Annotated in this window: 19 protein-coding genes; 5 read left to right on the forward strand and 14 right to left on the reverse strand. The window is 40.0% G+C overall.

What is annotated here, in order from left to right; translation table 11 throughout:
* Nucleotides 1-50: 50 nt before the first annotated feature.
* From SRRS_RS14665 to SRRS_RS14675, 3 genes are all read right to left on the reverse strand, one after another.
* Nucleotides 51-1,121: an HD-GYP domain-containing protein gene (locus SRRS_RS14665; protein WP_371361571.1), complete on the reverse strand. Its 1,071-nt coding sequence runs from the start codon at nt 1,119-1,121 to the stop codon at nt 51-53.
* Nucleotides 1,122-1,398: 277 nt separating this feature from the next.
* On the reverse strand, nt 1,399-2,514 hold the full coding sequence (locus SRRS_RS14670; RefSeq protein ID WP_371361573.1) for a hypothetical protein: 1,116 nt from the start codon (nt 2,512-2,514) through the stop codon (nt 1,399-1,401).
* 12 nt (nt 2,515-2,526) lie between these two features.
* Nucleotides 2,527-2,778 (reverse strand): hypothetical protein, encoded by a 252-nt coding sequence (locus SRRS_RS14675; protein ID WP_371361574.1) that lies wholly within the window; start codon nt 2,776-2,778, stop codon nt 2,527-2,529.
* A gap of 229 nt (nt 2,779-3,007) precedes the next feature.
* On the opposite strand from SRRS_RS14675, the gene SRRS_RS14680 reads away from it, so the two are divergent.
* From SRRS_RS14680 to SRRS_RS14700, 5 genes are all read left to right on the forward strand, one after another.
* On the forward strand, nt 3,008-3,352 hold the full coding sequence (locus SRRS_RS14680; RefSeq protein ID WP_371361576.1) for a hypothetical protein: 345 nt from the start codon (nt 3,008-3,010) through the stop codon (nt 3,350-3,352).
* A gap of 38 nt (nt 3,353-3,390) precedes the next feature.
* Nucleotides 3,391-3,858, forward strand: coding sequence for a hypothetical protein (locus tag SRRS_RS14685; protein ID WP_371361577.1), 468 nt, complete (start codon nt 3,391-3,393; stop codon nt 3,856-3,858).
* A 145-nt stretch (nt 3,859-4,003) separates the two neighbouring features.
* A complete protein-coding gene (locus SRRS_RS14690) occupies nt 4,004-4,894 on the forward strand; it encodes an RluA family pseudouridine synthase (RefSeq protein WP_371361579.1) in 891 nt (296 codons plus the stop codon).
* 56 nt (nt 4,895-4,950) lie between these two features.
* Nucleotides 4,951-5,880, forward strand: coding sequence for a class II fructose-1,6-bisphosphate aldolase (fba, locus tag SRRS_RS14695; RefSeq protein WP_371361580.1), 930 nt, complete (start codon nt 4,951-4,953; stop codon nt 5,878-5,880).
* Between the two features lie 65 nt (nt 5,881-5,945).
* Nucleotides 5,946-6,074, forward strand: coding sequence for a hypothetical protein (locus SRRS_RS14700; RefSeq protein WP_371361582.1), 129 nt, complete (start codon nt 5,946-5,948; stop codon nt 6,072-6,074).
* Nucleotides 6,075-6,197: 123 nt separating this feature from the next.
* Here the strand turns inward: SRRS_RS14700 and SRRS_RS14705 are convergent, their stop codons facing one another.
* The 11 genes from SRRS_RS14705 to SRRS_RS14755 all read right to left on the reverse strand — a co-directional run bounded on the left by SRRS_RS14705 (nt 6,198) and on the right by SRRS_RS14755 (nt 21,579).
* Nucleotides 6,198-6,839, reverse strand: coding sequence for an alanyl-tRNA editing protein (locus SRRS_RS14705; RefSeq protein ID WP_371361584.1), 642 nt, complete (start codon nt 6,837-6,839; stop codon nt 6,198-6,200).
* Nucleotides 6,840-7,063: 224 nt separating this feature from the next.
* The gene (locus SRRS_RS14710; protein ID WP_371361586.1) at nt 7,064-8,125 is read right to left on the reverse strand and encodes an SIR2 family protein; all 1,062 of its coding nucleotides are present in this window, start codon (nt 8,123-8,125) and stop codon (nt 7,064-7,066) included.
* Between the two features lie 65 nt (nt 8,126-8,190).
* Complete coding sequence (locus SRRS_RS14715) at nt 8,191-9,681, reverse strand: AAA family ATPase (protein ID WP_371361587.1); 1,491 nt, start codon at nt 9,679-9,681, stop codon at nt 8,191-8,193.
* Nucleotide 9,682: 1 nt separating this feature from the next.
* Complete coding sequence (locus SRRS_RS14720) at nt 9,683-10,231, reverse strand: hypothetical protein (protein ID WP_371361588.1); 549 nt, start codon at nt 10,229-10,231, stop codon at nt 9,683-9,685.
* Between the two features lie 168 nt (nt 10,232-10,399).
* The gene (locus SRRS_RS14725) at nt 10,400-11,743 is read right to left on the reverse strand and encodes an MFS transporter (protein WP_371361590.1); all 1,344 of its coding nucleotides are present in this window, start codon (nt 11,741-11,743) and stop codon (nt 10,400-10,402) included.
* A 221-nt stretch (nt 11,744-11,964) separates the two neighbouring features.
* On the reverse strand, nt 11,965-14,031 hold the full coding sequence (locus SRRS_RS14730; protein ID WP_371361592.1) for a methyl-accepting chemotaxis protein: 2,067 nt from the start codon (nt 14,029-14,031) through the stop codon (nt 11,965-11,967).
* Nucleotides 14,032-14,193: 162 nt separating this feature from the next.
* Nucleotides 14,194-15,597: a sigma-54-dependent transcriptional regulator gene (locus SRRS_RS14735; RefSeq protein WP_371361594.1), complete on the reverse strand. Its 1,404-nt coding sequence runs from the start codon at nt 15,595-15,597 to the stop codon at nt 14,194-14,196.
* Nucleotides 15,590-17,632, reverse strand: a complete 2,043-nt coding sequence (locus SRRS_RS14740) for a transporter substrate-binding domain-containing protein (protein WP_371361596.1) — start codon at nt 17,630-17,632, stop codon at nt 15,590-15,592. Before SRRS_RS14740 ends, SRRS_RS14735 begins: the two co-directional genes overlap by 8 nt.
* Nucleotides 17,633-17,940: 308 nt before the next feature.
* Complete coding sequence (locus tag SRRS_RS14745) at nt 17,941-19,230, reverse strand: sensor histidine kinase (protein WP_371361597.1); 1,290 nt, start codon at nt 19,228-19,230, stop codon at nt 17,941-17,943.
* A complete protein-coding gene (locus SRRS_RS14750) occupies nt 19,220-19,903 on the reverse strand; it encodes a response regulator transcription factor (protein WP_371361598.1) in 684 nt (227 codons plus the stop codon). Before SRRS_RS14750 ends, SRRS_RS14745 begins: the two co-directional genes overlap by 11 nt.
* A 29-nt stretch (nt 19,904-19,932) precedes the next feature.
* Nucleotides 19,933-21,579 (reverse strand): ArnT family glycosyltransferase, encoded by a 1,647-nt coding sequence (locus SRRS_RS14755; protein WP_371361599.1) that lies wholly within the window; start codon nt 21,577-21,579, stop codon nt 19,933-19,935.
* Between the last annotated feature and the right edge of the window lie 20 nt (nt 21,580-21,599).

Here is a 21,599-nt window from a genome sequence, read left to right on the forward strand (position 1 = left end):
TTCTTCGAACCTTATGTCCATATTATACCATACCGTAATTGATTGAACAATCAGACATCTAGCACTTCGCTAATCCCAATGGATCTATTTTTGTTTAAATCGATAAATTCGTTATCATTAGTGCGTATAACCGGGCGCCGGTAGCTTACATTGTCATAGTAGACAACCTCAGCAACTCTGCCATCAGTTAAACGCAGAAATTTCCCCGTTAAATAGTTACTGATATTTTGTAAAAATACCGAACAGAACTCCGCATCAATTTTGCCAAACATCTCACCCGCTAAAGTTTCCACAACACTAAATGGGTCAACTTTGCTTCTATATACTCGATCAGAAGTCATTGCATCATAAATATCGGCTATCGCGATAATCTTTCCAAAGGTATGTATTTGTCCCCCGGAGAGCTTTAGCGGATAACCGCTGCCATCCATCCGTTCATGATGCTGAAGCACTCCTAACCTTACAGCTTCAGGTAACTGTTTATCTTCCCGTAAAAGCTCATAACCAAATACCGGGTGATAACGCATAATTTCGAATTCTTTACCCGTTAATTTTTCCGGTTTATTTAAAATACCGATATCTATCAAAGCTTTGCCTGCGTCATGCATTAACCCGGCAAGAGTTAAATCACTTAGGTCTTGCTCCGAAACTCCAAGCCATTTTCCTAATACACCTGATAATATTGATACATTCAAAGAATGATGAAAAGTATAATCATCCTTGCGCTCTAACATCAACAAAAAAGAAATTATGCCAGAAGTATTAACTAATTGTTTAATAAGATCATCAGATAACTGGCGCATAGAGGCTACAGACAACTTCTTGTAACGGCGGGTCTGCTCAAAATTTGTTTTTAACAAATCTAATGTTTTTTCATAGTTTTCCTTAGTCTGCTTTGCACAATGTTCGATTTCTTCAACATGCGCACTAACGGTCTGACTAATTTCCTGGATGTCAATCGAGCTTATCCCCCAATTATTAAGTTGCTCAATAATTCGCTCCGAAATGATGATACCTTCAGCTAGAATTACACGACCATTGGTTCCCAACACTGGTTTTCCAATCGTCATACCAGGAGTAATGTCTTTCACATTATAAGACTTAGTAGCGATTTGAACCATAAATCCCTCACCCGCCATATTTTATTAAAAACTATGCTGTACGCTCTGTCAAACGCCAAGCCCTAAGTCATCAACAGATGCCTTAGTCGTTCTCTCAACTAATGAAAGGTACCTAGCTTTCAATTACGCAAAAAGGCCAGGGAGTATCTCCCCGGCTCTCAAGAGCGCCATACTTATTTATTCTACAAAAACTTACTTACTCCCTTCCCACAAAATGTTAATATTACAAATTACTTCAAAATTCAACAATAAATACTACTATGTATTAATTATCTTTCTATTTGAAAATCCGCACCCGCAGGCTCTTTAATGATTGTTTATCGACCTCTTCCCATTCCGGCGGGTACAACATATTAACAGGATACAGAACTAACGCAGTATCGCATTCATATACTGCATCAAATGCCTGAATTGCGGCGACCGCATTAGACGCACGCCCAACAGTATCGATCTTTTCACGAGGAATTTTAACGGCTAACACACAATCATCACTAAGATCGTTTTTAACAATACCGGCTGCATATCCTTCTTGAAATGACGGTATATTTGCCATTATCGCAGACATAATTTGCAAGATAATTCCTGCACATAACTCAAAATATTGTTTGTTATAAACCCGGGTATCTTTATCTTGGTATTGAAGCCGCCCCGAAGTGAGCATTTCGCATGTTTGTTTGGGAATGACACCTTTTGCCGGCAACCATACCTTCACTAACGGGATGTTATTATAAAAATCGATATCTACTTCCACGACAACGGGCAGCTTTAGACGATTTAAAACTTCATCCAGTCTGGACCTAACTGCACTAGGTTCACCCGAGAGCAGCAGCTCGGTTTGCCCGATACGAGCATCTTCTTTCTCATCATGCTGACGTTTACGCTCTGCATGTACTTGGCGTTCCTGTTCGTTTCGTTTGGCGATCTCCTCTAGTGCATTCTCTTCCGCTTTTTTTATTGCACTTTCCCTATCCTTTATTGTAAAGTGCAACGATACACCAGTGGCTACCCCTAATGCAGCCGTTATTAAGAGCGTGATTGGACTAAAAAGTATAACCAAAATACCCAGTAAACATACGATTCCAGCAATCCTGGCGGCAACCGGGTAGAAGTATTTCTCCTCGGCTTTTTGTTTAGCAATCCCAACAAGGTGGCTATAATCAGTCAGTTTTAGTTCGGGAAATGATTCCCGCACAAGTAAGCCTTGGTAGTCGACCGGTTCATAATTCAGCTTACTAACTGACGCCAATTTAAGCTCATAATCCTGATGTTGTACGAATTCTTTACGCCACCGTTCAAATTGATCTTCCCCTTTAAAATAGCGGACTTCGGCCCTTTCATTTTCTTTACTATCCCGCCCCCGGTGATTAGATCTTTTTTCAGCATTTGCAGGCATGAATTTGCCCCCTTATCTTCTAATTGTTATTCTGATTGTTTTCCGTACGACAACGTAACAAAAAGCCAGCACTCCGCCTAACGTAAAGAAGAAAGCGACTGGCTTTATCATCATAATCTCCGAACTGCCAATTAGAGAAAACAAAAGCGCTGTCATATAAGCCAAAAATAGTTCGCCGTAACGCGGACTATTAACACGCGGTGCAATAATCAGCCATACCAAAAAGCCCATAAGAATAATGTTGCTATTTTTCATAAATTCCATTGACTGCAGGCCACCTACCTTATAAGGATAGGTTATATATTCGCTGAATACGCCTTTTTTCCTGCCTCGAACAGAGAATCCGTCTAGTGCTTAAGTCCTATTTAATTCCTATTTCTAAATTGTTGACTGCTGTAACATTATGTATTTGAAATTCATATGCTGAAGTAGAAACCGAAATCTAAACATGTATAACTTCTCATAAGGTAAATAAAGGAGGTCATTGATATTTATGGAATCTAAATATCCACATTGGTATGGTCCAGAAGATAAAATGTGCTGCGATTTTCCGGAAAAAGAAATGATGTGCTGCGAAGACGAGTTAATGACTGATCCTATGGCTTACAAAATGTATCGTGATAGCTTCAAAGACCGCCTGCTTTGCTTCCTGGGCGATGAAATTATCATCGGTACTGATGCCATAATTGATCGCAAAGGTTCTACTTTCTGCGGAACAATTTGTTATGTAGGATGCGACTATATCATCGTTAACAGCACGTTTTGCCGTCGCGCCATTTCATTACATGTGCCAATCAAAATGATTCGCTTCATTGCTCCATTTAAAGGTCGTCGCTAAAAGTTTTTCTATAGCCTTGGCAGAGGAGAAGATGTTCCATGAGAAAACTATACAACCGCCGGTCACTGGCCGTTGATCCAGTGCATATGACTACTCTACATCATGAAGCTATAGAACAGCTTGAGCTTATGCAAAACTGTGTGGAAGCGTCCGAACACGCTATTGATGGCATGCGAGACTCACTAGAAACAATTGCGGAAAAACATTGGGAATCTTACTTGGATGTAATCCATATGATTTGCATGCACGATGACAATTTGGCCACAGTCATGAAGAAGCAGGGTTTCTCAATGCGTGACAGCGAGCTGGCGGAAACCGAGCGTCAGTTTTTTGGCAACCGTTTACTGATTTTATCCCTCCTCTTAGGGCTTATTCGGCGACACCGCCGTTTTGCCTACTACTATGGATTACGGACAAATCCCATGGGGGATTATATTAAGGAATCAATTAGCATGGAAAGAGAACACTTGGCAGAAATGATAAGTATGCTCCAAAATACAATGTAACAGAGTCGTTTGCACCGGAGGCAATTTGCCTCCTTTTTTTTGCCCTATAGAACAGCCTTTGTACTGGACTTTTCCATGAAAGGATTTTTATATTTTTTCTACGAAATAATATGTAATAACTACCAATTTAAGCAAAGGAGTCATTATGCCAGATTTTATGGTTCCGCCAACTACTTCTGCCTTGCCTGCAAAAGATTTTTTACGTCGGCAAGCCGGCGTGTCATTAACTCTATGGCGCAAAATAAAAAACAACGGAACTCTTGTGATTAATTCACAACCTGCCGCCGCTCATGATCTTGTATATCCCGGGGATATTATCACTGTCTCCTGGCCGGAAAATTCCTCTATAATTGCCGAGTCCCTGGAGCTTAACATAATTTACGAAGACGAATGGCTTCTGGCAGTAGACAAACCTGCGGGTATGCTTGTGCATCCCGCAGCCGGAGAACATTCAGGAACATTAGGCAATGCTATAATGCATTATTATAATGTACAAAATTATTCTTGCGGCTTTCATCCGGTTAATCGGTTAGATCGGAACACATCGGGGTTAGTGCTAATAGCCAAACGCCCGGATATTCAACACTGGCTGAATCAAAATCACAAACTATTAATAAAGCAATATTTAGCTGTTACTAATGGAACGCCTTCCCCGGCATCGGGTACTATTGATGCCCCTATTGGTCGAAAGGCAAATAGTATTATCGAGCGGGAAGTTCGAGCTGACGGACAAGCTGCCCTTACCCATTATCGTGTCATAGCAAGTTTTGATGAAGCCAGCATACTTGAAATTACATTGGAAACCGGACGAACGCATCAAATACGGGTTCATCTCAGCCACATTGGCTGCCCTTTATTAGGCGATGACCTCTATGGAGGTTCTAAAACGTTAATTAACCGCCAAGCTTTACATGCAGCACATTTAACTCTGCCACATCCTATTACTTGCACTCCAGTTACTATTTCGACTAAGTTACCTTTAGATTTTATTAATCTTATTAGCAAACTTGGCGGAAAAATTCCAAATATGCTATAATGTATTTAAAATGTGCTACAATATATCTGCTCAGGAAAAACTTAGGAGGGATTCCCATGCCATTAGTAACCTCAAAAGACATGTTTAAAAAAGCCTATGAAGGACAGTATGCCGTTGGCGCTTTTAACGTTAACAATATGGAAATTATTCAAGGCATTGTTGACGCTGCAAAAGAAGAACAAGCTCCACTCATCCTTCAAGTATCTGCCGGTGCCCGTAAATACGCCAGACATATCTACCTTGTGAAACTAGTCGAGGCAGCTCTGGAAGATTCAAACTTACCTATTTGCTTACACCTCGATCATGGTGAAGATTTCGAAATCTGCAAATCCTGCATTGACGGCGGATTTTCTTCGGTTATGATTGACGGCTCTAAATTGCCGTTTGAAGAAAATATTGCCCTGACTAAAAAAGTTGTTGATTATGCGCATGAGCGCGGCGTAGTAGTTGAAGCAGAGCTTGGCCGTTTGGCCGGTGTTGAAGATGCTGTTAACGTTAGCGCAAAAGACGCTACATATACTGATCCGGATCAAGCAGTTGAGTTTGTACAGCGTACCGGTGTAGACTCCCTTGCAATTGCTATCGGCACAAGTCACGGTGCCTACAAATTCAAAGGTGAATGCAAACTTGACTTTGACCGTCTTGAAACAATTTCCCGTCTGTTACCGAACTTCCCGCTGGTATTGCATGGTGCATCGACCGTTCTGCCTGAGTTTGTCGAGAAATGCAATAATTTTGGCGGCCAAATTAAAGGCGCTCAAGGAGTTCCTGAAGATATGCTGCTCAGAGCCGGGAAACTGGGTGTATGTAAAATTAATATTGATACCGACCTTCGCTTGGCTATGACTGCTTCCATTAGAGAACACCTTGCCAATCACCCATCCGATTTCGACCCTCGTCAGTATCTCAAACCCGCCCGTGAAGCAATCAAAGGTATGGTTAAGCACAAAATCCGCAATGTTTTAAACTGCAGCGGTCGCCTGTAAGAAGCATATAATTTCTATAATGGGAAAAATTAAAATGAATCTCATTATAGAAAGGAGTCTTTACAATGCACGCGAACAATACTGATTTTGCCTCCTTATCCTTAGACGAGCTTGAAACTATTAAAAAGTTTGAAAAAGAGTTCGCTTCTAAACACGGTAATAATATTTTATTGCTGGCCTTTAATCAAAAATAAGTAAAATTACCAATATAAATAATTAGAGAGTAAGTTTAGTAATCTGTATTACTACTTACTCTCTTCTTTTATCCTTATGGCTTTTTACCATCATAGTACGGAGCAAGTCGACTTTTTATAATGTTACTCTTTTAAAAAAATCTCAATTCTCTCTTTTCCTTTTCCAATGTTATTTCTTTTTAGTACTACTTCCCCAATTTCACCTGTCCTTTTTATATGTGTACCTCCACAGGGCACTTTAGCGAAGTTATTAATTTCCCAATACCGTACTTCGTTTTCCGGGTCACTGAAAGCACTTGTAATCGGCAAATCATTACTAACAAGTTTCTGAATTTCATCTTGAAGCAAACTAAAGGTTTGGGATATATTACCTTGCCAATAAAAGTCCACTCTCGCTTTATCTTCTGCTATATGCGCTCCGATTTTTTCGGGGTGATTAAATTTTTGATAGATAAGTTCCAAAACAACTTCCGCCGCAAAATGTAGTCTCATAAGCGAATACCGTCTGTTCCAATCAATGCATATTCGCGCAGGATTATTTACTGACATGGCATGTCCGGCTAACTGATATACAATCTGCTTATCCCGTTTTTCGGCATTAAGTATTTTTAAACCACCTATTGTTCCGGTATCGCTTTCTTGTCCACCAGAGAAAGCAAAAGCAATTGTTCTATCTACAGTAATGTAGTCATTCTCAACGCTTGTTACTTTTGCATCTAATTCTGTAAGATATGGGTCTTCCCAAAATATTTTTACAACATCCATTTTTAACCTCCAACACCTTTACCTAATCCATATTATAACACTTTTATACTATAAATACCTGTCATGTAAATAATATCCATTTTTAAGTTCATCATTTTCGAAAAAATTTAGAGTAAACGTCAGAAAACCCATCATTTTTAACTGATGGGTTTTCTCTGTGCTAATGTTGACTAAAATTACATACTAAGCTTTAAAATAAAATCCAAGTCCAAGAAGTGGAACAACTATAAAAAGTTTTCCGGGCGCTGACAAAAATCTTCGAATGTATCATCAGTAAAACGAGTTTTTGTACCTAAAAAACGCATATAACGATTTTTCTCTTCTTCAGCCTTTTCCATTTTCTTGCCTTGATAGTTATTAATTACGGTTATCTTTAACCTGTCAGTACGATTGGTCTGAATCCGTTTTAAAAGGTACTTGATATGCATGTCAGCGTCGGGGAGAGAATAGCCGCAGAAAACAAGATGCCCAACATCTTTGAGACTTGCTTCCGTCTTATGCCAAACAATATTTAAAAAGCTGTTGGACATATCTTTGAAAAAAGTAGGCGGGACAATTACCGGAGTCTTAACAGATTGACAAATTGCACAAACTGCTTGAGACGGATCAGTTAAAAGCTTAAGCAATCCTTGCTGATATTTGATAAGCTTTAGTAAATTGCAAGTCGGGCAATAGGACCAATTCAAAGAACCGTGGATTTTATACAAACTGACAGCCTGCTTACGCTCTTCCGGGGAGCACATTGGACTTCTGTAGTTGCTAAAGTCTATACCATAGTCTAAAAATGTATCTTCACACGAAGCTAACGCCCTATCAATAAGAACGTCGTAGTTAGTGGAGATAAATATCATGTCTTTTAGGACGCCAAATTTGTTGAGCCGTTCAACTAAAGAACGATGTAGACCTTTAACTGCTGCCGTTTTATCCTCAAGTACCTCAGCCATTAGCAGAACCAAATATTGCCGAATAAAGCCAATTCGATTACTGCTTTTTGCCAGGTTTTCCAGATCAAAATCCCGGAAAGACTGGCGCTTGCGTACCGCCAAATCCAAAAGACCTATTGCTTCTTCGAACGTCGGGAAATTAATCTCATCTAAATCATCATTAAGCACATCAATAAAAAACATTTGCTTAAAGTAGGCACTAAGCTCACTTACCCGCTTATAGTCACTATAATTATTTTCGGCACGAAGTGCTTTAAAATATTTTTTAAAAAGTGCACTTTGTACAGGTGCACCTTCGGCAGCTGAAGCACCGCCGCCTAGAAAAATCGCTGTTTTCATCATACTAATTTATTTTTTCCACGAAATGCAGTAGTATACGAAAAAAAGCCCATCTAATAGGATGGACTTTACGCCACTTGTTCAGAGTTATTCAGAAGAACGCGAAACTCGCTTCCAGAAATAAATTCTTTCGCTAGTAATATTTTTACCACCGTGTCAAACTCGGTTTTTTTATCCATAAGCATAGTCCTTACTTTGCATTCAATCTCTTTTATAATGCTGGTGATAGCATTATGGAGCAGGTCTTTAGGCACATCCTCCGGTGATACAATACCAAGCTCGGACATACCGCCAAATATAATTTGTTTCGCCATACTTGCAGCCTGCTTAAAGTCATTATCCGAACCAGTACTACGTGCCCCCAGGAATATATCTTCAGCAATCGCCCCCGCAATCGCAACCGCTATTTTGCCTTTAATGAAATCGACAGTATACAAATACATATCTTCTTGCTGTGTTTGCCGCACATAACCTAAGGCATTACCACGAGGAACTACGTTGACACTGGCAACAGAGCCCGGTTGAATACATTCACTCAGCACCGCATGCCCTGTTTCATGAATAGCAATCCGGCTTTTTTCCTCACCGCCCGGAATTCTATCCAATTTTTCTCCCATAATTACTTTTTCGACCGCACTGCGTAAATGTTGGGCAGTAATTTCTCCGGCGTTTTCCCGGAAAGCTAGAATAGCTGCTTCATTAGCTACACTCTCCAAATGAGCCCCCGAAAACCCAAAGGTGTCATTAGCAACCTCTTCCAGCAAAACATCCTCTGCCAAGGGTTTATTACGCGTATGCAATTCAAGAATTTTGACCCGGCCTTTTTTATCAGGCAAATCAACTTTAACCTGCCGGTCAAATCGGCCCGGACGCAATAACGCAGGGTCAAGCATATCACTTCTGTTCGTTGCCCCAATTACTAACACCCGGATATCGTCATTTTCTGACATGCCATCCATTTGTACCAATAATTCATTCAGTGTTTGGTCGTACTCCATATGTCCGGAATTTTGCCCACGTTTGCCGCCGAGTACCTCAATTTCATCAATAAAAATCACGGCACTTTTTTTATTATTGCGTCTGGCAATATCGCGAGCCTGCTTAAAGAGTTGTCGAACCCGCTGGGCACCAACACCGACGTACAGCTCAACAAACTCAGAGCCACTGGCTGCCAGAAATGCTGAACCGGTAAAACAAGCTGCCGCTTTTGCTAAAAGTGTTTTACCCGTACCGGGCGGTCCATTAAGCAAAATGCCTTTAAGCGGGCGAATACCTAAGTTTTTAAGTCTTTCAATATCTTTTATAAACTCAAGTGCCTCTTGCAGCTCACCTTTAGCGATATCCTGGCCGCCAATATCTTCAAAACTTATCAATTGTTCCTCGCCGGCTTTCTTTGAAATACCAGCAAATGACTTACCGCCAGAGCGTTTAACATTAGCGATATAGAAAGCAGCTAGTAAACCAGCCAAAAGCAGCACCGGAAATATATCAATTCCCTGTACAGCTAAAAAGATTACTAAAGCTGCCGCCATACCTCCGATAATCTCAAAATAGCGCATCCTATTTCCCCCCTTGGCTGCTGGCATCTCGAGGAACAATCACATACATTTCCGCCGTCCCCCGGGTCATCTTTAAATATATATTTTTGGTATCAACATATATCTGAGCATCCACCCCTGCGCTAACGGCCTTCGCTGTAATATGATCTGCCATTGCTGCAAAGTTTCCTGTAAAAATAGCTTCTTGAACATAATAGTGAATTGTGTAATAGAACTGTTCTAATTCAGGTGTCCGTGTGTCCTGAATAACGATATCGTATTTCTTGCCGCCATCCACTTGTTTCAACCCGTCGGTTATTTCACTATATAAATTCTGCAGGTTAGAAACGTTGTTAAGCTTTACATATATTTTTACCTTTTCATTATTCTTGCCTTGCTCATTCAAGCGCCCCACCGTTACCGACTCAACACCGTTAATATTTTGAAACATTTTGTTTATCGGGTTAGCTACCGCGTATTTATTCCACAAAAATTGGCCGCCAAACAAAATGGCAAGGGAAAGCACCAGCGTCAGACAGCCAATAATCCAATTGTAGTCCTTTTTTGGCATGTCTTAATGCCCCTTTCATTCGTATATATTAATATCTGTATTTCGCAATACTATCAGCGAAAATATTATATCACATATCAATGTTTTAATATAGCGTAAAATACAGGGAAGAAAAGTACAAAAGACCCTGCCCAATATTTGAGCAGGGTTTTACGCGTGGGTAAATATTTAATCAATTAATTCTTTATTTTTAGTTTCAGGAATTAAGCAGTATACATTGATTGCAGCAGCTATATAAATGAAGGCCAGCAGTGCTAGTGCGCCAGACAGTGTGTACTTTGCCGCCAGCATGCCGATAAGTACGGGAGCCAGACCGCCAACTGCACGCCCGGTATTGAAAATGAAGTTTTCTGCGGTAGACCGCGCATCGGTAGAGTAGTTTTCGGACAGTAGTGCGCCATATCCTGCCATCATGCCATTACAGAAGAATCCAAGGGTTGCACCACCGATTAAAAGGTGCATCGGGTCTGATAAACCGGAGTAAATCCATATACACACCGCTGACATAAGTTGAAAAGTTATAAAGGCCGGACGTCTGCCAGCTTTGTCAGCAATATAGCCAAATACCATTATTCCAAGCATCATTCCGAGAACGGTTGCTATCATCCATGCACTGGTTTTAGTTAACGTTAAACCATGCTTTTGCATTAAGATTGTCGGCAGCCAGACCATAATACCGTAGTAACCCATATTCTGTACACTCGTCATGACGGTAAGTCCAAAAGTTTTTGTGGAAATTTTTTTATCAGCGAATAAGTGCAATAATGGAAATTTGTTTGTTTCCTTATATACTGCTAGTTCCTCTTGTGTCATGGGTTCATTATTTTTTACTTTTTCTCTAAGACGCTTCCTCAATTCATTTCTAGCTACCCAGATAGGCGGTTCAGCCAAACCATAACGAGACCAGGCAGCAAACAGCGCCGGTAAAGAACCTACCAGAAAAACGGCCCGCCATCCGTATGTCGGCAAGACCCATGCACTTACTGCGGCTGCAAGGACAACACCTAATTGCCAGCCGATTGCAACCCCGCCGGTAACTCTGGCTCGCTTTTCTTTTGGCCAGGTTTCAGTTACCAAAGTCATGCCGATACCAAATTCTCCGCCTAGGCCCAAACCCGCTAAAAAGCGGTAAATATTCAACTCAGTCAGACTTGATGAAAACGCCGTTAATCCGGTAAATATGGAAAAGATTAAGATAGTTAGGGAAAATACTTTGACCCGGCCAATATAGTCGGCTAAAATTCCGAAAACATAACCCCCTATGACCGCCCCAAACAAGGTAACGGTAGCCACGAACCCGCCTTCAGCCAAGCTAAGGCCAAACGTGCTCATTACTGAAGCCATTACAAAAGACAGGATCAGCATGTCCAGCCCGTCCATGGCATATCCCGTTACCGAAGCAATTAGCACCTTCCAACGATAACTGGCCGAAGTATTATCAACATCCCCCATCGCACCGGTTGACGCAACAACCCCTATACTGCTTTGGTTGGCTTTAACTTCAATATCCACAGCAATTCCCCCCAATAAAATTAAAAAGGCTTTCTGCCTGGAGACGGCAGAAAGCCTTGATTGAGCTGATTTTCAACACAAATACGCTTAATAAAACATCAAGCTCTGACCTTGCCAGCCTCACAGGACTGATTTAAAGGATTCTTATATGCATTTGTTCTTTTGATTATCACATAAAATTTTCAGATTGTCAACCACTGGATAATAGACAATTTTAATTGTTACACTTTGAATTTGCCAATAACATCCTGCAAATCCTGAGCCATTCTGGCCAGACTGTGGCTTGAGGATGCTATCTCTTGCATTGTCGCAGATTGCTCCTCTGTAGCAGCCGATACTGTCTGGGTGTGTCCGGCATTTTCTTTTGATAGGTTATCTATCGCTTTAGCTGAAGCAACAATTTGCTGACTACCTCCTGCCATTTGCTGGATTGTCGCTGTAATTTCCTTGATCTGGCTCGAAACCTGACTCGCCAGCGAGGTTATTTCGTTGAAAGTTTCGCCGGCAGTATTGACGACTTCTGTGCCTACCTTAACCTCGCGCGTACCATCGTTCATAGCTACAACAGCCACTTCAGTATCACTCTGTATCTCATTAATTAAGCTGGCAATTTCTTTGGCGGCTTCTTGAGATTGCTCTGCTAATTTGCGAACTTCTTCCGCCACTACAGCAAAGCCTCGTCCTTGTTCACCAGCCCGGGCGGCCTCAATGGCGGCATTTAAAGCAAGCAGATTGGTTTGACCTGCAATTCCGGAAATTACGTCTACTATCTGTCCGATCTCTTTGGACCGCTCACCTAATTTGGATACTACTTGAGCAGAATTTGCCACTGTTGCTTCAATATGTGACATTTGGCTCATTGCAGTACTTATCGACGTAACGCCACTATTTGCGGCAGCGGCCGTTTTGTCCGCAACATCAGCTACCGAATGGGAGCTTGCCGCGGCCTGCTGAATACCAGTCGATAATTTTTCGATAAACTGAGTCGTTTCGTTAACAGCATTTAATTGCTGCTCTGTACTCCTAGCCACATTGGTAATCGTGGCTGCTACCTGATTGGTTGTTTGTGCGGACTGCTCAGCACCGGCAGTTAGCTCTTCCGAAGACGCAGCTACCTGTTGGGCACTATCCTGAATACGATGAACTATTTCTCGCAAATCTTGAGTCATATTACTAAAGGCTCTCTGAAGTTGACCAATTTCATCGTTGCCCTGCACTTTAATAGAATTTGTCAGATCGCCTGCGGCCATTTGATTAGAAAATGTAACAAGCTGGTTAATCGGACGAGTAATGTGGCGAACCACGTATATTGCAACAAATATAGCTAAGAGCACGGTAATTAGTACAGCAACCACCGTTGTTTTGGCAATACTCGCCGTAGCGGCAGTGATTTCAGTTTCAGGAATCACCGAACAAATCTTCCACCCTAACATTGGTGAGGTATGATAAAACAAATATTTCTTTTCGCCATTTTCAGTAAACATCACATAACCTTTGTCATTTTGGGCTATTTGTTCGTAAACATCATAACCAACTTCATTATATTTTTTGAATACTTTTTCCGGATTTGGGTTTGTTAACAATACGCCCTTTTTATCAAACAGAAAAGCATAACCGTTTTCGCCTACGCGGATTTTGGACATTACCTCTGCTAAGTAATTTAACGATACATCAACGCCAACAACACCATAAGGTTTATTTCCATCCATAAGTGCTATCACTGCGCTTACAGCTATATCATTACTTGTAAGCGGTTTATATGCATCGGTTATTGCAAATGTCCCGGGCTGAGCCATGCCGGCTTTATACCATCCCCGTACACGGGGATCATATTTTGTCGGCTTCCCGCGGGCCGGATACTGAATATAGGCAGCGTTTTCTCTTCCCATATACACCATTGTTGCATATGGGTGGCTTTTTTTGAAAGTCTGGAATATATTTAGTATTTGCGCTTCTTCATTCTTTATATTGTATATAAAAGTCGTCTCATCTGCTTGAAGAAAATTTGAAAACTCATTGTCGTTTTTTGTTTTCATAATTTCAGTATTAGCCAGCATTTGAACATTATATTCAATATCAGTAAAAAAGGCTGTTGCTTGCAAATCAATTTGGTTCAGTTGCGCTACATTAGTATTATAGACTGAATTAAAGTTCTGTTTCTGTATGTACATATTAATATAAAAACCCACAGCGATTAACGGTATTATCGAAACGGCCAGTAACGATAACAATAACTTATTTTTGAGCGTTAGTAATTTACGAATTGAATTATTTCCATGTTTAAACATTAGTTTCCCTCCTGTTTGACCAATAGCTGTACCACCAATGTTGGAGGCAATACTCGTCTAAACACTAATTATTCGCAATTTTCATGCCAAAAGTCATTTTTTCACAAAATTGTAGGTTTTTTATATCTTTCTCTACAAATTATGGCAAAAATTGCAGAAAATTCATCCCTTTATGTCGGCAAATTTTGCCGTTTCTGCAATTTTTTCAGTTTTCAAACTATATTCTTTAAGTTTATAGCGCAGACTCCGCTCACTAATATTTAATGTTTTTGCCGTTTCCCGTCGATTGCCCTTTAAAGATTTTAGTGTGTAGAGAATTACTCTTTGCTCAATATCCTCCATACGTTCCCCTACATGTACAGGTATAAGCATTTGAGGATTATTGGGGTTCATTCCTTGCCTCATACATATCTCGGCCGGTAAATCATTTATTCCAATATAAGGCCCATTACTAAGTACAAGCACTCGCTCTATTATGTTTTCCAGTTCACGCACATTGCCTTTAAACGAATACCTGCATAATGCTTCTAATGCTTCCACGTTAATGCCTTCAATACTTCTTCCCATTTTTCGATTATATTTGGAAATAAAATATCTTACCAATAGTGGAACATCCTCAGGACGCTCTCGCAAAGAAGGTAGCTGAATATTAATCACATTGAGCCGATAATAAAGATCTTCACGAAATCTCCCTGCAGAAATTTCAACGGCGAAATTTCTATTAGTTGCACATAGTATACGAGCATTTATACGTTTCCGAATAGTAGATCCTAGCGGAGTAATCTCCTTTTCCTGTACTACCCTGAGAAGTTTTGATTGCAAATTTATATCCATTTCGCATATTTCATCAAGAAATAAGGTACCTTTATCAGCTAATTCAAAAATGCCTTGCTTTCTTCGTAAAGCACCTGTGAATGCGCCACGTTCATGGCCGAATAGTTCGCTTTCAAGTAAGTTAGGAGGAATGGCAGCACAGTTGATGACTTCAAACGGTTCGTTTTTTCTATTTCCGGTAAAGTGTATTGCCCGTGCTACTAATTCCTTTCCAGTACCACTCTCACCGGTAATCATTACATTAGTATCCGTATTTCGTACCTTCTCAACCATACTGAATACATTGCGCACTGTCTGCGATCTACCAATAATCCCAGCCTGCTCATATTCACGAAAAAACCTGTCGGCATAATGCTCAACTCTACTACTTAGCTTAATGTAGTTTGTTGCATTATTTAAAAGAGCTTTTACTTCCTCTATGTTAATCGGTTTTGTAATGTAATAAAATGCGCCTTTTTTCATAGCGAAAACAGACGACCGAATGCTGCCGTAGGCCGTCATAATTATAACCATTGCCGTCGGCCTAAGTTCCTTAATTTTAGTTAATACCTCTAAACCATCAGTTTTCCCTAACCGTAAATCCAGAAGTACAAGATCAATTTCGTGAGTTGTAAATAAATCTATCGCATTTTTTTCATTGCTTGCAGTAAAAACCTCGTACTCATTTTCTAGTGCAAACGCCAGCGAAGAGCAGATAGACTCTTCGTCGTCTATAACTAATAACTTAAACACTTTTCCCACCCCTACAAGAGCTCCGCGGTAATTCAATATATAGCTTTGTCCCAATACCAGGCAGACTCTCCGGCCAAATCCGTCCATTATTTTCACGAACCAACTTATAGCTAATAGCTAATCCTAATCCTGTTCCTAGTGGTTTGGTAGTAAAAAAGGGATCAAATATCTTGCTTACGATTTCTTCATTCATACCTAACCCACTATCTTCTATTACCATAACGGCAGAATGCTCATTCGAACTGCAAGAAATAGCAATTTTCTTTTTTTCCTGCTCTTCCATTGCTTCAATAGCATTTAACAAAATATTAATCAGCACCTGCTGAATTTGCTGTTTATCTGCAAACACAGTAATTTGGTCATCAATTTGATGTGTAATTAAAATACAATGTTTTTCAATATGTCCGGTAAATAAGATCAATACATTTTCTACAAGTTGGTTTAAGCCGAACGACTCCGGACTTGGTTTACGCGGCCTGGCATATTCTAACAAGCTGTTAACCATATCATTGATTCTCTCCACCTCCTGTGGAACAAAGCGGCTTATCTGTTGTCTGAAAGAAACACTTTCGTATTTAACAGGCAATAATTCGGTAAACATTTTTATCGAGGTAAGTGGAGTTCTTATCTCATGGGCAATACCCGCTACCAGGCTTCCTAATGCTTCCATTTTATCCTTGCGTATTAGTTGCTCATGCATTCTCTTTTCAAGAGTAATATCGCGGAAGCTGATTACAATCCCCTCCATTATTTCGTCCTGAGATAGTAAACAGATAGTATATTCCACACTATAACCTCTTATATTTTTTTCGCCTCTAATCATATTCTCTGTTTCTCTAAAGATCGACTTTATATCATCCTGAGGAAAGAGTTCAACTATCGGAGTACTGGAATAATGCAACCCTATAGCATTACTTACTCCCATATACTGAACCGCATAATCGTTAATAAATTGAATGATACCATCTTGATTCAATGTTATTATCCCGCTGTAGCCACTGTTTAAAATTTTCTCCTTATGCAGGTTTTCCCGCTTAATATATTCGTTTTTCTCCATTAAGGCTTTATTGATACCCGCAATTTCCCGCGTCCGTTTCGCGACTTCATTTTTCAACATAAAACTAATATGACCTGCCGCAATTAATCCTAGAAACAATACAACTGCCAGTGTTATAACCAAAATAAGTCGATCTTTATAGTAAGAAGACGGGTGATCAATTAGCTCACCAAACCATTTTTTACTAATTTTATCATACGTTCCATTTTTCTTTATCTCACGCAGTCCTGTATTAATAATTTGAATTAATTCGGTATTTCCTTTTTTAACAGCAACTCCGTAATTGTGCGGATCAATATCCGGCCCGATCATTTTCACATTATCAACCTGATTATTCCGCTGCAAAATATACTGGCCGGCCAGCTTATTACCAATAACTGCCGTTACTTCTCCAGCAAGCAGCAATTTAAAAGCTTCCTCTTGGTTTGGCACAGCTACAACACTAAAAGACGAGTGGCTTTTAAGATTTTGATAGGCAATATCACCTTTTTGGACAGCTACTTTATGGTCCCGTAGTTCATCCAATTCTGATATATACATACCACTGAGAACGAAAACCACCTGAGAACTTGTAATATACTCATCGGAAAAGTCGTATTTACTGAGACGTTCACTATCATATTTCATACCCTGAATTGCATCTATTTCTCCGTTATCTAAGGCTTGTAGAGCATCAGCCCAAGTCATTGGTCTAAACTCAATTTCAATACCGGTCTGCAAAGCGATGGCCCGCATAATATCTACATTGAATCCACGGTAAGATTGTATTCCTTCTTTTGCCGACACATATTCATACGGCGGAAAATTATCGTCTCCGCCGATTACAAATACTTTACTTCTTTCTGCATTACATAAACTCACATCAAATATTACAAATACAGTTATCACCGCACAAAGGCAAAGTACACTTAACCTGCACAATACTCTAAAATTATTAATTACTTGAGAAAATTTATTTATTGTACTTAAGATAAGCACTGTATCCACTCCAAATTCTATTTTCCATAACCTTTATATTTAGTTTATCATGTTGGAATGCATCTTGACAGTTTGTTTATAAAATAATCAAGCCTGAAGGAGTTCCCCTATTCTGGGTTGGTGTTCTGTACTCCCCAAGCAGTTGCTATGACCGTTAAACCTGAGCTTGTGATTACTCATGTGCCCGGCTATATATTTATTTACCATTCTAAAAATTAGTCACATGTCGCTTTATAAAGTAGCAAAGGGAACAGACTACTTTTGTTCAAAGTAATCTGTCCCCTTTTTTAGGTAAATGTTTTAATCTCTTAATTAGGTAAACTTACAGTAAAAGTACTCCCCTTACCAACGGCACTTTCCACATTTATGGTTCCGCGATGTGCTTCCACAATCCATTTCGCGATAGATAAGCCCAGACCTGTACCACCTGCTACCCGGGAACGCGCTTTATCTATTCTGTAAAACCGTTCAAAAATAAATTGTTGTTGTTCTTCAGGAATACCTACTCCGTTATCTTGTACGATAATATTGACTGTCCCCTTCGAACCAGATGATTGCTTGATAAAAAGAACTACCTTTCCATCTTGCTTCACATACTTTAAAGCATTATCAATAAGAATCAACAATAGCTGAGTAATTTTCTCCTTATCTGCATGAATAAAAAGATCGTTTATACCGACAAAATCAAGTTTAACTCCTTTTTCGACTGCTACTGGCTGAAAGGAACGGATGACTTTCTCTGCAATATCGCTTATATCAAATTTTTCTTTAATTAGAATTTCCGCTCCAGCATCAGCCCTAGCCAGAGTCAATAAATCAGAAACAATTTTAGTCATTCTTTTGATTTCACTTCTCATATCCTCGAGAACCTGCTCAGAAAATGAAGAAAGCGTATTTTCATCGTCTGTTCGAATTGCCTCGACGGAAGTTAGCATAACGCTAAGAGGAGTACGAAGTTCATGAGATGCGTCCGCAACAAACTCACGTTGTCGCGTAAAAGAATTTTTAATTGGGATAATTGCCCGCCCTGCCAATAAATGCCCGGTAAAAGTTGCAATAATAAGAAATAATAAGCAAACCATACAAAGCACTAACAGTAACCGTTTCAACATAATGTAGTAAGACGTAATATCCTTGCCCACGAAGACTGTACCCAGCAAATGCTCTCCATCATAAACTTTTATACTGCATAACATAAAATAATTTTTCTTATCGCCAGGCAGATATACTTTTGTTAAGACCGCTTCCCCGTCAGCCTCCTGCCAGGTAAGAATTTTTTCGCGTATAGCGGCACGCACTTCATGAGCTGGTTCACTAGAAGAAACCTGTCTGCCATTTAAATCAAATGCATAATGAAATAGATCTCCATCGCTTTCTGCATCTTCTTCTGATGGTAAAATTGCTGAAAGCTGCTTTTGCCGAAGCAAGCTACTATGTTCACGGGCCTCTTCTTTGGCATAAACTTCAATATCTTGTTGTTCTTGACGGTACAGTACCCAAACTAACCCTGTATAACTTGCCACCACAAATGATATAAGAAAACATACCATAACAGTGGAATAAACTATGGTCAAATGGTTGCGAATCTTAGCAAACATGATGAGCCTCCAGTTTGAACCCTACACCTCTTACATTTTGAATCACCACGTCGCCCTCAGGCAGGTTGATTTTTTTTCGAAGCAAACGTACATAGGCGTCAAGATTATTCTGTGATATTTCGGCTTCCAGCCCCCACACCCGGTCTAATATAACTTCTCTTGGTACAACCTGCCCTCTATTTTGTACAAGTAAATCTAACAATTGAAACTCACGACTAGTAAGTTGCACCTCAGTTTGCGCAAAGCGAACACTGCGAGTCGAGCGATTTAGGACAAAATCACCTAATTGCACGATATCTTCTTTAAGTTTAGCAGTACTACGCCGTGCTAAGGCCCGGAGCCGAGCACATAGTTCTTCAAACTCAAATGGCTTTACAAGATAGTCATCGGCTCCTGTATCCAGCCCTAACACCCGGTCACTAATATCATCTTTAGCAGTAAGCATTAAAATGGCTCCTTGATAACCACTTTTGCGCAAATGATCGCATACATCGATACCCGTCTCGCCTGGCATCATCCAATCCAAAACAATTACATCATACTGTGAGTAATTTGCACACTCCAGCGCTTCGTCCCCGCGTGTTACCCAATCAACAGCTACTTCAACCTTTTCTAACATCCGTTTTATTAAATTACCAAGCTTACTATCATCTTCAGCAAGCAGTATTCGCATCTTTATTCCCCCCAAGCCCAAACCAATAATCAATCTCCGATACGGTAATAGCTAAATCTCTCAGTAGTCTTCACTAGCTGAGGATTGCTATTTTTTGTCTCTGCCAAAAACTGTGTCCTACCAGTATCAGGTACTACAATAACTATACTACCTTTTTTAGAATCCGTCACGAAACTTGCTAGTGATTCCGTAGGCATTGTATATTTGCTTGCCCAGCTCAATTTAGTTTGAGGTGATTCACTTACTTCCTCTGAGGTAAGTTTTACTGCCGCTTTACCACTGTAATAAACGGCAGATGTACTATAAAACTCATAAAATCCGATTCGTTGGTCATTATAATCCAACAAATTTTGTGCAAGTTCTTTTTCAGATCTAGTTTCGGCAACAGCGGGGTAGATAAATACTGACAGCATCATATAAATGGCTATTTGGTATACACAAAGTAACCCCAAAACAAATTGAGAAGATTGTTTTCTTATCTTCGCCCAGACAAATACTGCTATAAATAGTAAAGTTAGGCTACCCGCAATAAGCCACAGACTTTCTAAATAGCTATAAGTTGCAGCAATATAGCCAGCGGTCGAAAAAAATATAGGCATTCCTATCCAAGAAAGAATTGTACTTTTTTTATTGTGATTTAGCAGCTGTTCCAGGTAATTACCTGTTAACATCGCCAGTGGAAAAAGTGTAGGGAAAGTATAAGTTAAGTATTTCGTAGCCATAAGCGAGTAAAAAATAAAATAAACTCCAAACCATATAGAGCTAAATACCCACAGCGATGATTTCCGCAAATTTTGGTCTTTCCAAGTCATAACCATAGCTTTTAATGCTAGCGGAGCCCATGGCAGCATACTAAGAAAAAATACTACCACATAGTAATAGATTACATTATCTTTGGGATGCTCCGAAACAGTGGCCCGCAAATAATTATGCACTCCAAAAAAGGTATCAATAAAATCGAATCCATGAACATAATACATGGCACCATACCAGGGTAAGGCAATCATGAAAAAAAGCATTAAGCCTGTCGGAATCGACATATTTTTAAGTTCTGACCAATTGCGTTGCACTGCAATAAAAACAAACATTACAAGACCAGGCAAAAGTAGACCAACTGGTCCCTTAGTTAAAACGGCTAAGGCCATGCTTGCGTACATAGCCCAATACCAGCGTTTTGTCCCCCCTTCCTGGATATATCCAAGAAAAAAGAACACAAGCGCAGCGCTGTTAAATACAAACAATACCATGTCGGTAATTACAAACTTCGCTAGAAGCACATATTCTAACGATGTTCCCATAACAATGGTTGATAATAGCGCAACCAACGGATTGGTAGTCTTATTCAAGAACCAGTATAGTAAAACAATACCCAGTCCGGCAAATAAAGCCGGAGTTAGGCGTGCCGCCAGATCAGAAAAGCCAAAATATTTATAAGCTAACGCAGTAAGCCAATAAAAAAAAATCGGTTTATCATACCAAACATGTCCATAAATTCGGGGTGAAAGCCAATCGCCACTTTTCACCATTTCTTTTGCGGTAAGCGCATAATTTGATTCTACAGGATCTGTAATTGGCACAAGGTGGCTAAACAAAAGGTAGGATACAAAGGAGACTAAAAACAAACCTAAGCAAATGTGCCTAGAACGAGCGGCCGAGATAGATATAGAAGTGGCCATTAGATTTCCCCCTTGATTAA

Origin of the sequence: Sporomusa rhizae (assembly GCF_041428845.1) — a bacterium.
GTDB classification, from domain to species: Bacteria; Bacillota; Negativicutes; order Sporomusales; family Sporomusaceae; genus Sporomusa; species Sporomusa rhizae.